This is a genomic window from Pseudidiomarina salilacus, from assembly GCF_047323925.1.
GTDB classification, from domain to species: domain Bacteria; phylum Pseudomonadota; class Gammaproteobacteria; order Enterobacterales; family Alteromonadaceae; genus Pseudidiomarina; species Pseudidiomarina salilacus.
This window is the reverse complement of the sequence record NZ_CP178753.1, coordinates 88,937-102,713: the sequence shown is the minus strand read 5'-3', so window position 1 is coordinate 102,713 and position 13,777 is coordinate 88,937. Positions and strand designations below refer to the sequence as shown.

Here is a 13,777-nt window from a genome sequence, read left to right as displayed (position 1 = left end):
AATGACCTCAGCGGTCACTGAATTGGACGGGAAGTTCAATCGTATAAGAAAGCCCAGCACCTGGGGCTGATTTCACGGAAATTTTACCACCAAAGGTTTGCACCACAAGGTTACGTACAATGTGGGTACCTAAGCCACTGCCGCCACGTTCACGGCGGGTGGTGTAAAACGGTTCAAATAGGTGTTCCAGTTGTTCCTCATTCAAACCTTTACCGTTGTCGCTACAGCGCAAGATAAGTCGATCGCCTGCGCGCTCGGCACGTATTTTAATTAAGCCTTGTTGGTCATCGTCAAATGCATGGAGCAGCGAATTTAGCACAAGATTTGAAATGATTTGCGCTAATGCTCCGGCGTTGCAGCGTAAGGTGAGCGGCTCAACTATATCGAGTTCTACCTCATGTGGGGTCGCCTTAAACTTCGGTCGTAGGGTAGTGAGTAAACTTTGCAGATAGCTTTGTAATTCAATCTCACGAACCGCGTCGGAGGTTTGGTCGACCGCGACCTGTTTGAAGCCTCCCAACAATACCGATGCGCGATCGAGGTTACTTTCTGCCAACTGAACGCTTTCTACGCTTGCGGTCAGTAACTCCTCTAATTGAGCTGAGGTGAGTTCCCGATTGGCGAGCGCTTGTTGAATCGATTCGAGTTTCTCGCGCGCGACACTGGTTGCGGTAATGCCAATGCCAATCGGTGTACTGACGTCATGGGTGATGCCTGGTACCAAACGCCCGAGTGATGCGAGTCGTTCCGACTCCACCAGTTGATCTTGTACGCGTTCAAACGCAGTAACCGAGTTTTGTAATTGGTCGTTGGTTTCGCGCAGGTCCTCTTCGATGAGTTTGCGCTGCCGGATCTCTTTTACCAATTTATCTTGGCGCCGCTCCAACTCGTTTTTCTGTCCTTCAAGGTCAGTTAAAACTTGGCTAAGACTAGAGGTTTTGCGGGCCACTTCTTGTTCGAGCATGGCATTTTGCTCGTCTAATTGCCGATTCGCTTGCAACAATTGTTGTTCAGTGCGCTTCAAATCGGTTTGATAATCCTCAATGTTATCTAGCAGCTGATTGTACGCTTGCTCTAACATGGTGAATTCAGCGTGGCGGTTATCCTTGAGGTTAATCCGCGAATGGGTCAAATCATCAAGGCGGAAATTACGTATTTGTTGGGTCAGCATACTCATCGGCCGGTTCAACATGCGGTTGAAAGCGAGAGTGAACAACACGATAAGAAAAGTACTTTTGACGATGGCGTTGCCGAAGATGAAGTACAAGCTAAACTTAATACGGTCTAGAGCGATGTCACGTGTGGAATAAAGGGTTACATCGCCAACGCGATTCGATTCACCAGCGAATTCAAAAATAATCGATGCGTAGTAACCAAATAAGCCGTTGTATTCTTCGATGACTAGGTCTTCAACGTCGCGGGTAATATTCAGCGAGTTGAGACTCTCGGTGAGACCAAGTTTAACTACAACTTCGCCGTTTTCATCGCGAATAATGATGCCGGCGATGGCTGGGATGTTGATCAAACCTTCTGCAATCAGCTCAATTTGCTCATCGTTATATTCCCACAATGAACGCGCTAACGAGTTGCTAAAAGTACTCTGCTGATTCTGCAATTCTTCGACCAGCTGGCTCTTGGTATCAAAGTACTCACCCATTAATTGCACACAAGTAACCATCAGTGTAAGGACAAAATACACTGACAAAACGTTGGTCAATAGTGACTTGGAAATACTGGTGGTACCGGCCATCTAGCTTCTCATTTTTATCTTGTGGTCAGTGTATCCCATTTAATATTGAGCGCAATAGCTAGCTCTCAATGCTGTCATGAAGGGTTCATATTGGTGTCACCGCACTGTCACATAGCAACTTTAAAGTGCCCCTCGAAAATTAAATTTCATCGTCATCCTACGGAGACTCTCATGAATCGCACTAAAGCTTTTGCCTTGTCTGCTCTTACCGCATCTATGTTCCTAGCTGGTTGTGGTGGCGACATCAACTTGACCCCGACTTCAATCGATAACTCAAATACCACTAACAACGGTGGCGGTACTACTGACACCAACAACTGTGCTTCGTACGAAGCATCAGGCACCGAGGTTCGTGGTGAGAAAATTGGCGCAGATTGCGTATACCCACGCAGCTTCTCAACTCCAGAAAGCCCAGTCACATCTGACATCCGTTTGGTCGAATTACCAGGCGGAGCGCACATTTTCCCGAACGGTTTGTACATCGGTGAAAACATTGAAGCAACAGCAGAAGTGAATCGTGACGGTCCAACTTTGACCATCGATGCTGGCGCAACTTTGGCATTTGAAGACGGCGACGCGTTCGTACGCATCTCACGTGGTGCAGACATCATCGCAGAAGGTAACCGTAACGCTCCAATTACCTTTACTTCAGTACAAGAATTAGATGATCAGATTACCAACCCTAACGCTCGTGGCTTGTGGGGTGGCGTAGTCATCAACGGTTTCGGTATCTCGAACAAATGTGACCAGAACGATCTAGCAAACTGCGTATTGCAAGGTGAAGGCGGTGCAGGTTTCTATGGTGGCGATGACAACGAAGACAACTCAGGCATCATGCGTTATGTCTTGGTTAAATACGCCGGCTACGAAGTCTCATTGGATAACGAACTGAACGGTATCACTTTCTACGCTGTTGGTTCAGGTACTACGCTTGAATACATCCAAGTGCACAACAACTTGGACGACGGTATCGAGTTCTTCGGTGGCGCAGCTAACGTGAAAAACGTTGTGTTGACCGGTAACGACGATGACTCGTTGGACTGGGCTGATGGCTGGCAAGGTAAAATCCAGTACATCTTGGTGAAACACGCAGACGACCGTGCTAACCGTGCAATCGAAGCTGACGGTAACAGCGGTAACAACGACGCAACGCCATACTCAAACCCTATCATTGCGAACTTCACTTCAATCGGTTCATTGACTGCAACTGACGGTTCTGACGAATCTGAAGGTGTATTGGTACGTGAAGGTACGCGCGGTGCATTGTACAACTTCGTGATCACTGACGCGCGTGGCGAGTGTCTTGAAATCGACAACTCTGCAACAGTTGCAGCGGCACAAGCAGGTGATTTGACCATCGAAAACTCAGTCATCGCCTGTAGCGAAAACTTTGCTGATACCACGACTCAAGACTGGTTCCAAGGTGTTGATTCAAACGTCACACTGGACGAAACCGCAAGCGTATTAGCTTCTGGTTACGTGACTGCAAGCGAAATCACTGACGGTTCTGGCGCGCCAGTAACTGTGACTCCGAAAACTGACTTGAGCAGCATCGACCCATTCTTTGATGACGTAGACTTCATCGGTGCGGTGAGTGAAGACGACGATTGGACCAACGGCTGGACCGTAGGCCTGCGCGACTAAGCAAGGATTAGGGGCACACGGATGTGCAACTTTCCCCGTAATTCTCATGTCACGCACTCGGAGTTTCCTATGAAAAAGCAGGCTGTATTAAATCAAAGTAAGCTAGGCCTCGCGATTGCGCTCGCGTTGTCTAGTTCAGTTGCTTATGCTCAGCAAGACGAGCAAACCAGCAGCGACACCGCTATCGAAGAAGTGGTAACCACAGGAACACGTTTGCAAGGTTCTGCGGCAGCAGTCGTAGAAGAACGTAAAGCACAAGCTTTCGTCGCTGATATTCTTGGTGCTGAGCAAATCTCACGCACTGGCGATAGCGATGCGGCATCGGCATTGCGCCGTGTTACTGGTTTGACCCTGGTCGATGGTAAATTTATTTATGTGCGCGGTCTTGGTGAACGTTATTCAAGCACCCAGTTAAATGGTGCTTCAGTGCCTTCGCCTGATCCGACGCGTAACGTTATTCCACTTGATATGTTCCCCGCGAGCATCATCGAGAGCATGTCAGTACAAAAGTCATATTCACCAGACATGCCAGCCAACTTTGGTGGTGGTAACGTTGATATCCGCACGGTTTCAATTCCAACCGAAGAAGTGTTTGATGTGTCGATTGGCACTGGTTATAACACGAACTTTTCTGACGATGGTTTGAGTTATTCTGGTGGTGGCGATGATTGGATGGGCGAAGACGATGGTACACGCGCATTATCAACAGAAATGTTGGACGCGTTGGTGCGCTATCAAGAGTCTATCAATACCGCCAGTATCGCTTCTTTTGAAGGTATCTCATTTGCCGATGCGGCAGCGATTAACCGTAACTTGGCGGCATCACTGAATACCCAAAACGAAGTGTACAGCAAGTCTATGAGTCCAGATATTAAAGGCTCATTGACCTACGGTAACAATTACGACTTGGGTAGCGATATCACTTTCGGTTTCTTAGCTGGCGTGGATTACGACACCGGCTGGTCAAACACTGAAGAAACTGAAGAAGTGCTGGGTCTTGCCAATGGTGAAGCGGTTGTCAACCAACGCAGTGAAACGCGCGTGACGCAACAGGACGTTGAAGTCAGTGGTTTGCTGAACTTTGGTATTCAAGTAGGCGATTATCACAAGGTTGAGACCTCGACTATATTCTTGCGCAATACCGCTGATCGGGTAGAGCAAGGTGGTATCGAAACGCTCAACTCAATCGACGAAGACAACCTAAGCTACTACGACACGGACATCCGGTACGAACAGCGTGAATTGTTGACCAATCAAATTCGTGGTTCGCACTACTTCCCGCAGTTCTGGGGTTTTGCCTTAGATTGGCAATATGCTGATTCACGCGCGAACCGAGATGCTCCGGGCGAAATCTTTTACCGTCGCATCAACAACCGTGATTTGGGTGAAGGCATCGGTGATTTGGCTTTCCAACAAACGCGTACCGCAACTACATTGCAATATCAAACCTTGCAAGATGATGCGCAAGATTGGCGTGTAGATGGTGAGTTACCACTTTACTTGGCCGATATGGAAATTTTGGTGAAGGGTGGTGGTCAAGTTTCGAAGAAAGCGCGTTCGTCATACTCGCGCCGGTTCGCCATCAGTGCTGAGCAAGTTGCAAACGAAGACCTCGTCAACGTTGGCTATAACGATCTTTTCAGTGATGCCAACATTACCGACGGCGAGTTTGGTTTAGCTTTATTTGGTGCACCTACAGCAACCGATCCAAACTACTTAGCCGCGCAACAAATCGAAGCTGGCTACGGTTTGCTCGACGTCCAGGTCAATCAAGATTGGCGTGTGAGCGGTGGTTTGCGTTGGGAGCAGTACACGCAAGTGGCGGCCCAACTTGATATCCGTGATATGACCATGATTGGTGACCCAGCTGAAGCCGGTCGCATGGAAGATGACATCTATGGTTCACTGGCGCTGACGTATCAGCTCAACGACGAAATGCAACTGCGCTTTGGTTACGGTAGCACCGTGGTGCGTCCAGACTTGCGTGAATTGACTGAAGTTATCTTCGTTGACCCAATCACCAACTTCAAAGTGCGCGGTAACAGTGAATTGTTGACCACTGATATCGATAATTTCGACGTACGTTGGGAATGGTACTTACCGTCTGGTGAAAACTACTCGGTAGCGGCGTTCTACAAAGATTTGGCGAACCCAATCGAAGCCGTAGAAGCTAAAGGTACGGACTCTGACCGAGTGATCACCTTCTTGAACGGTCAAGCCGGTGAAGTTTACGGGATTGAGTTTGAGTTCTTAAAAGACTTAACCAGCATCACCGATGGTTTGTTCCTAACCGGTAACTTGACTTTGTCTGACTCAGAAATCAGCATCGCCAACACCGGTAACGTAGAACTTACCAACAACACCCGTCGCATGACCGGTCACTCTGAGTATGTTGCGAACTTGCAGTTAGGTTACGACTCACTCAATGGTGAACACAGTGCATCGTTGATTTATAACGTGGCAGGTGAGCGTATTGCTTTCGCTGGGGTGAAACAGGGTGAAGTGGGTATCGATGATGCCTTCGAACAACCGTTCCATAGCCTTGACGCAGTTTACACCTACTATCCAGACTTCAACTCAAAACTGAAGTTTAAGGTGCAAAACCTGCTTGGTGATGAGGTTGAAATCGAGCAAAACGGTCGTACCATCCAAAGCCGTAATGTGGGTACTGCGATTAGCTTGGAATACAGCTACTCGTTCTGATGGCACGGTTGATTTCATCTACAAAGGGAGCTTCGGCTCCCTTTTTTCGTTACTCGTTGTTCGTTATTCGGTAGGGTGAGGAAAATACGAGTGACTTAAAGATAGGTAAATTTGTCTAATAATCGTATAGAAAAGACGATCCCCATGGTTTACTCTTTAACGAATCACGAATCACGAATCACGAATCACGAATCACGAATCACGGATCTTATGCAGCAGGAACTGAAAGACAAACTTGAGACCGCTGAAAAGTGGCTGATTGAACATCCCGACATGGACACCTTGACCAAACTTGGCCTGCTGTTGGCTGGGGCTTGGGTGGCCAACTTTGTGGTGAAGAAGATTTTGCTGCGCGGCTTGTTGAATTTCTTAACCTACACTCCTGCCGGCAAAGATCGCCAAGCCATCGAGCGCAATATCGTCGCGCGCCTTGCTAACGTCGTGCCCGCTTTAGTGATTGCCTTTGGTATTAGTTCGGTGCCGAACTTAGTCGAAGAAATTTCTATTGTGGTCACTAATGTTTGCTATGCCTTCATTGTGATCACCATTGCGCGCGCAATTAGCGGCACCTTGACCATAGTCAATATGCTCTATGAGCGACAGCCTGATGCGCATGAACGGCCCATTAAGGGTTATATCCAAGTCGCCAAAATCGTGATTTACGCGGTTGCCAGCATTCTGATGATCGCCGTTTTAATTGATAAGTCGCCGGTCATTTTGCTCTCGGGTTTGGGTGCCATGGCCGCGGTACTGATGTTGGTATTCCAAGATACGCTATTAAGTTTGGTTGCGAGCGTGCAGATCACCTCGAACGACATCATTCGTGTGGGTGATTGGGTCGAGATGCCGAACTTGAATGCTGACGGCGATGTCATTGATATCGCGCTACACCAAGTAAAGGTACAGAACTGGGATAAAACTATTACCTTTATTCCAACCCGTCGCTTTATTTCCGACCCATTCAAAAACTGGCGTGGTATGCAAGAGTCAGGCGGACGGCGGATTAAGCGTAGCGTCTTGCTCGATCAACAAAGCTTACATTTTCTTACCGAAGATGAACTGAGTTCGCTGAAACGTTTTCGCTTATTGCGCGATTACCTCAAGACCAAGCAGCAAGAAATCGATGATTGGAATCAACAACTCAAAGATGAAGGCAAGGAACCGGTTAATACGCGGCGTATCACCAACATTGGTACGTTCCGAGCTTATGTCTTGCAGTATTTAAAGAATCACCCGAACGTCCATCAAGAAATGACGCTCATGGTGCGGCAGTTGAATCCTACTGCTGATGGTTTGCCGCTCGAGGTCTATTGCTTTACCAATACTACGGCGTGGACTGAGTACGAGGGGATACAATCAGATATTTTTGACCATCTACTTTCAATCCTACCTGAGTTCGGTTTACGTGTGTTCCAGCATCCTAGCGGTATTGATATGCGTGAAATGACACGAAACTTCAATGAAAGTAACAAAAAAAGTTCATCTTGAAATATAACTGACATAAAGCAGTCACTAAGCTGTCACAGAAGTGACGTATCTTGCACACCATCATTCATTACGTGTGCAAGGTACTTCCATGAAAGCATGTTTTGCCCGCACCATGGTACTTGCTGCAATGTTAGCAAGCACCAGTGCTCTCGCCCAGGAGCAGGCACTTGAACCTGTTGTCGACGCGGCAACAGAAATCAACCAAGCAGCCCGCTCATCACAACTTACTGTCGACAAAATTGCTGACACCACGCAAGAGCGGATGCAGCAATACAAGCAAATCAACCGTCAAATCTCTGGCCTTGAAGTCTATGTGCAGCAATTACAGCGACAGATCGATTTTCAAGAGCAAGAGCAGCTTGATTTGAATGCGTCGATTGACGAAGTCAGTGTGGTGGAACGCCAAATCACGCCACTTATGCTGCGCATGATCGAGAGTCTTGAGACCTTTGTTGAGCTAGATGTTCCCTTCTTAGCAGATGAGCGTGCCAATCGTATTGCCAGCTTGCAAGATTTGATGGATCGCGCCGATGTCGATGTGTCAGAGAAGTTCCGCCGCGTGATGGAAGCCTACCAAATCGAAGCTGACTATGGTCGCACCATTGAAGCCTACAACGGTGAAATGGCAGTCGATGGTCAAGCGCAAGAAGTCGAATTTCTTCGGGTTGGACGTACAGCGTTCATCTATAAGACCCGCAATGGTGAGCAGCTCGCGGTGTGGAATCAGCAAGCGCGCGAATGGCAAGACCTTGATGCGAGTTACGCAAGTGACGTGCAAGAAGCATTGCGCATCGCTCGCAAACAACTGGCACCAGATTTGTTGATGTTGCCAATTTTCACTGACAGCGCGCAGGCAGGAGAATAATCATGTTGAAACTGAAGCATCTTATTGCAGCTGTGGGTCTCGTTTTTGCAATGCCGCTGGCGGCGCAAGAACCAGTGAACTTGGATGAGCTACTACAGCAATTGAAAGATGGCAAATTTGCCCAAACCCAAGATAACCAAGCACGTGAAGCACGCTTTCAAGCTGAAGCGGCTGAGCAAGAGCAAATCTTACGCGAGGCTATCGCGCAGCGCGATCGTCTTGAGCAACTGAGCGCTGAGTTAGAGAGTCAGTTTGAAACCAATGAACGTGACTTAGCCGCGCTTGAAGATGCGCTAACGCAGCGTATGGGTTCATTAAAAGAATTGTTTGGTGTACTGCAACAAGTTGCTGGTGATACTGCAAGCACATTGCAGAACTCTTATGTGTCGGTGGAGTTTCCAGGACGCAGCGATGCGTTAAGTGACTTGGCGCAGAAAATGGGCTCGAGCTCGAAGCTTGCCAGCATCGAAGAAATCGAGTCAGTGTGGTTTGCGTTGCAGCAAGAAATGACTGAGTCAGGCAAGGTCAGCAACTTTGAAACCGAAGTAACACTAGCCAATGGTGAGAAAGTCACCAAGCCGGTTGTGCGTGTGGGTACCTTTAACATGGTCGCCGACGGTCAATATCTGGAATTGGTACCAGGGACTGATGCAGTCGCTGAATTGATTCGTCAGCCAAGTGGTCGCTTTACGGCAACCGCTGAAGCCCTCGAGCAAGGTGATGAGCAACCGGTCAAATTTGGTCTTGACCCAACCGGTGGTTCGATTCTTGGCTTGTTGGTCCAAGCACCAAATCTGAAAGAGCGTATCGACCAAGGTGACACCGTAGGTTACATCATTATCGCCCTTGGCATCATTGGTTTGCTCATTGCGCTTGAGCGTTTCGTTACCCTTACCCTGATGGGTGGCAAAGTGAAGCGTCAGCTGAAGCAAAGCGAAGCCAAGCAGGACAATCCATTAGGTCGTGTGATGGCGGTGCAAGATAAGTATCCGCAAGTTGACACCGAAACCCTCGAGTTGAAATTAAGCGAAGCGATTTTGCGTGAGGTGCCGAAAATCACCCGCAACCTGACCTTCATCAAGATCATTTCTGTGGTCGCGCCCTTGCTCGGTCTACTCGGTACCGTAACGGGTATGATCAATACCTTCCAGGCCATTACCTTGTTCGGTACTGGCGACCCGAAACTGATGGCGGGTGGTATTTCGCAAGCGTTGGTGACAACTGTACTGGGTCTGGTCGTCGCAATTCCGATGACACTATTGTTCGCAACCTTGAACACGCGCAGTAAGAACATCGTCCACGTGTTGCAAGAGCAGGCATCGGGCATTATTGCGGAGCGCTCTGAGCGGGGGCACTAAGCCATGCTGTTCATCATCGATTTTTTAAATGCAATTCGAGATTTTGTTGAAACGGGTGGCCAGGTTCTACTGGCCATCGGGATCCTCATCTTCGTGATGTGGTTGATGATTCTAGAACGCATTTTTTACTACAGCCGCGGTCATCAACAAGCAAAGAAAACTGTATTAGCGAACTGGCAAGCGCGTGCTGATAAATCGTCATGGCGCGCGGAGCAAATTCGCCAAGCCATGATTTCGCGGGTGTCGATTGCGCTCGGTGGCAGACTGCCAATTCTGCAAGCAATGGTGGCGTTGTGTCCATTGCTCGGCTTGATGGGCACCGTAACCGGGATGATTGAAGTTTTCGATGTGATGGCAATTTCGGGTACCGGTAATGCACGCTCTATGGCGGCTGGCGTCTCGAAAGCCACGATTCCAACCATGGCCGGCATGGTCGGCGCGCTAAGTGGCGTATTTGCCACTACTTGGTTGCAACGCACGGCAAAACGCGAACGCATGAAGCTCGAAGACCGCATGCTACTTGAGCACTAATTGAGGGTTGTCTGTTATGAAACAACATTTTGCAAATTTGATTGACGAAGAAGAAGCGCAAATCGACATGACACCCATGCTCGACGTGGTTTTCATCATGCTGATCTTCTTTATTGTGACGGCCACCTTCGTCAAAGAGGCGGGGATTGACGTGAACCGTCCTGATGCCGCGACTGCGGTACAAAAAGACCGTGTCAGTATTTTGGTGGCGATCAGTGATACCGGTGAAATCTGGATCAACAAGCGTCAAGTCGACGTGCGCGCAGTGCAAGCTAACATCGAACGTTTGTACGCTGAGAACCCACAAGGTTCAGTGGTAATTCAAGCCGATAAGCTCGCTACCACCGAAGTTTTGATCAAAGTTATGGATGCAGCACGAGCTGCCGGCGTCTATGACGTTTCCATAGCCGCGCAGGAAGAGTAAACACTATGCGTTTTATTGCAGCATTAGTCGTTGCAGCACTGGTAACCCTGGGTCTGTTTTTTCTAATGCAGTCCTTCATTACCAGTGGTGACGGCGCGATGAGCGAACCGCCCAAGGGTAGCGTGTTGGATTTCGTGCGAGTGAAACCTGAAGAAGTAGTGCAGGAAAAGGAACGCAAACCTGAACGGCCACCTGAACCAGAAGAGCCCCCGCCGGACTTACCCCAGCAACAGATGACCAGTAGTGATGCTGAACCTAGTGCTGGTGGTTATGACTTTTCTGCGCAAGTGCAAGCTGACACTGCATTAGGTGGTGGTTTGAACCTAGATGCGAGTGACGGCGAGTACCTGCCGATTGTAAAAGTGCAGGCTGCTTATCCACGACGAGCACTGCAGCGCGGCATTGAAGGTTACGTGGTAGTGGAATTTACTGTGACTAAGCAGGGCACGGTTCGTAATCCGCGGGTTGTCGAAGCGCAACCAGAACAGATTTTTGATCAGGCAGCCATGGATGCAGTACTGAAATTTAAGTACAAACCGCGGGTCGTCAATGGCGAGGCGGTTGAAGTCGAAGGGGTGCAGAATCGCATCACTTTCGAAATCGATGGTTAGGAGCAATATGATGCGTAAACTACTTGCTGTTATGAGCATTGCCGTGGTGGCACAACTTTACACCGGCCATGCGTTCGCCCAAGAAACGGCGCAAGAGACCAAGCGCGTTCCAGCGCTACGGGAACAGGTGTATAGCCAGCTGGCGCGCGCACAAGAACTAGCCGACAACGGTGACGTCAGTGGCGGTATAGCTGCACTGAAAACCGTTGAATCAAAGATCAGTAGCATGAACAGCTATGAGCGGGCGATGCTGTGGAACTTCTATGGCTACATGCACTATGGCGAAGACCGTATCGATCAAGCCATTACTTACTTTACCAAAGTGGTGCAAGAAGATCCGATTCCGGAAGCGCTAAAGCAGAATACCCTGTTTAGCCTAGCGCAGTTAGCGCTTGGCCAAGGCGATTATGCGCAAACCTTAAGCTTCCTTGATCAATGGCAACAGTTGATGGGTGATGAGCAAGCCACCAAAGCCGATGTGCTGCGGGCGCAAGCGCTTTACCAAAAAGGCGATTTTGCTGCTGCACTGGCACCGATTCAACGCGCAATTGCCAAAGCTGAAGCAGCAGGTGGCGCAGGTGAAGAAAACTGGTATGTGTTGCAACGCGCGATTCATTTTGAGTTAGAGCAAACCGTGGAAGTGGCAAAAGTGCTTGAAAAAATGATCAAGCATTTTAATAAGCCTGAGTACTGGATCCAGTTGGCCGGGGTTTATGGACAACTCGAGCGCGACCAAGAGCAATTAGCGATGCTGGAAGCTGCTTATCAACAAGGCTTTTTAACTAAAGGCCAAGATTTGCAGACTTTGGTGCAGAGCTATTTCTTCGCCGGTATCCCTTACAAAGCCGGTCAGGTAATGGAATACGCGTTAAAAGAAGAGAAGCTGCCTGCCGATTTGCGTAACTTAAAAATGCTCGCGCAAAGCTGGATCGCCGCGCGCGAAACTGAAAAAGCGGTCGACGCCTTAGAGCGCGCAGCCAAGCTGAGTGACGACGGCGAACTCGATGCGCAACGCGCACAGGTGCTGTTGAACGCTGAGCAATATGAAGCCGCTATTGTTGCTGCTGAATTAGCACTCGAAAAAGGCAAGCTCGAAAAGCCGGGTACCATGTATCTTGTAATAGGTATGGCTGAACTTGAGCAAGAGAATTATAATCCTGCGTTACAAGCATTTGCTAAAGCGAAAGCTTTTGATGATGCGCGTAAGGCAGCGATGCAGTGGGAGCGCTATGCGACCGCTGAACAACAGCAAGCAGAACGGATTAAACAACTACATTCGTCATAAAAGCGACATGTAAAAGTCATCCAACTGCAAAAAAAATGACATTTAGTCATTAAACTGTCATAAAGTTGCCATATTATACGCGGCGTCTGATGCACAGCTGTGCATTCCGTGTACGATTTGGCAACTTTAGGTGGCAGCAATGACAAAATTCCTACTGAGTATGTTGACGACTGGTGCGGTACTCACCGGCGCTCAGGCATACGCGCAAGATGAAATCACCTTCGATTTTTACGGCCGTGCTGATGTTTCTCTGCAAAGCAGCGACGACGGCGATGGCAGTGATACCGAGCTGAAAAGCAACAGCTCGCGCATCGGCGTTAAGGGCGGCACGAAACTAACGGATGACCTCGAAGTTGTTTATCAACTGGAATGGGCAGTTGATCTTACTGATTTTGACGCTGACGACAATCTAAATGCGCGTGACCAGTGGATTGGCTTGCGCGGTAGCTTCGGTGAAATCCGCGTCGGACGCCACGATACAGTGTTAAAAGACATGTATGCTGATGTCGACCGCTTCAATAACTATGAAGGCGACTTGAAGGTGTTGTTCGAAGGCGAAAATCGCGTCAACAACACGCTGATGTATATCTCTCCTAAGTTCTACGATTTCAGTTTTGCCGGTAACATCATCTTAAGTGAGGGTGACACCCAAGACGATGGTTATTCGATGGCACTGTATTATGGTGATGACGGTCTTGATGATACCAACTATTACCTCAGTGCCGCGATGGATCGTGACGTCGATGGTTATGATGTGGAGCGTCTAGCCGGTTATACCAAAGTCAGCGATGCGACCACTGTGGGCCTGATGTGGCATCAACAGGAAGCGGTTGACGGCAGCGCCGAAGCAGACGGTTTCTTGACCAGCGCTAGCCATAAAATCGGTAACTTCGAACTCAAAGCCCAGTATCAAATGATTGATTTTGATACCGGTGAAGACAATGCGTGGTCGTTTGGTGTCGATTACCGCTTGGCCAAAAGTACTAAAGTCTATGCGTGGTATACGGGTCGTGATCTAGATACTTTGGCGAACGAGCAGCGTTATTTAGGTGTTGGCATTCATCACCGCTTCTAAAGTCTAATTGTCGTAATTACTTTAGACCGAGTAGACTATCGCC

The 13,777-nt window shown here is 48.7% G+C and carries 11 protein-coding genes; 10 read left to right on the top strand and 1 reads right to left on the bottom strand.

Annotated features, from left to right (window positions below):
* Positions 1-7: 7 nt before the first annotated feature.
* Complete coding sequence (locus ACJ8W9_RS11950) at positions 8-1,750, bottom strand: ATP-binding protein (protein ID WP_411361180.1); 1,743 nt, start codon at positions 1,748-1,750, stop codon at positions 8-10.
* Between the two features lie 171 nt (positions 1,751-1,921).
* Between ACJ8W9_RS11950 and ACJ8W9_RS11945 the strand changes: the two genes are divergently transcribed.
* The 10 genes from ACJ8W9_RS11945 (at position 1,922) to ACJ8W9_RS11900 (ending at position 13,734) form a co-directional block, all read left to right on the top strand.
* Entirely contained in the window at positions 1,922-3,394 is a 1,473-nt protein-coding gene (locus tag ACJ8W9_RS11945) for a hypothetical protein (RefSeq protein WP_411360266.1), read from the top strand.
* A 69-nt stretch (positions 3,395-3,463) separates the two neighbouring features.
* Entirely contained in the window at positions 3,464-6,097 is a 2,634-nt protein-coding gene (locus ACJ8W9_RS11940) for a TonB-dependent receptor domain-containing protein (RefSeq protein WP_411360268.1), read from the top strand.
* Between the two features lie 222 nt (positions 6,098-6,319).
* Positions 6,320-7,585 (top strand): mechanosensitive ion channel family protein, encoded by a 1,266-nt coding sequence (locus ACJ8W9_RS11935; protein ID WP_413694502.1) that lies wholly within the window; start codon positions 6,320-6,322, stop codon positions 7,583-7,585.
* A gap of 88 nt (positions 7,586-7,673) precedes the next feature.
* Entirely contained in the window at positions 7,674-8,450 is a 777-nt protein-coding gene (locus tag ACJ8W9_RS11930; RefSeq protein ID WP_411360271.1) for a DUF3450 domain-containing protein, read from the top strand.
* Positions 8,451-8,452: 2 nt separating this feature from the next.
* Entirely contained in the window at positions 8,453-9,808 is a 1,356-nt protein-coding gene (locus ACJ8W9_RS11925; RefSeq protein ID WP_411360274.1) for a MotA/TolQ/ExbB proton channel family protein, read from the top strand.
* Between the two features lie 3 nt (positions 9,809-9,811).
* Positions 9,812-10,339, top strand: a complete 528-nt coding sequence (locus tag ACJ8W9_RS11920; protein WP_411360276.1) for a MotA/TolQ/ExbB proton channel family protein — start codon at positions 9,812-9,814, stop codon at positions 10,337-10,339.
* Between the two features lie 16 nt (positions 10,340-10,355).
* Positions 10,356-10,763, top strand: coding sequence for an ExbD/TolR family protein (locus tag ACJ8W9_RS11915; protein WP_034732903.1), 408 nt, complete (start codon positions 10,356-10,358; stop codon positions 10,761-10,763).
* A gap of 5 nt (positions 10,764-10,768) precedes the next feature.
* Positions 10,769-11,374, top strand: coding sequence for an energy transducer TonB (locus tag ACJ8W9_RS11910; RefSeq protein ID WP_411360278.1), 606 nt, complete (start codon positions 10,769-10,771; stop codon positions 11,372-11,374).
* Positions 11,375-11,381: 7 nt separating this feature from the next.
* Positions 11,382-12,659: a tetratricopeptide repeat protein gene (locus tag ACJ8W9_RS11905; RefSeq protein ID WP_411361179.1), complete on the top strand. Its 1,278-nt coding sequence runs from the start codon at positions 11,382-11,384 to the stop codon at positions 12,657-12,659.
* A 139-nt stretch (positions 12,660-12,798) separates the two neighbouring features.
* Positions 12,799-13,734: a porin gene (locus tag ACJ8W9_RS11900; RefSeq protein ID WP_411360281.1), complete on the top strand. Its 936-nt coding sequence runs from the start codon at positions 12,799-12,801 to the stop codon at positions 13,732-13,734.
* The last annotated feature ends 43 nt before the right edge of the window (positions 13,735-13,777 follow it).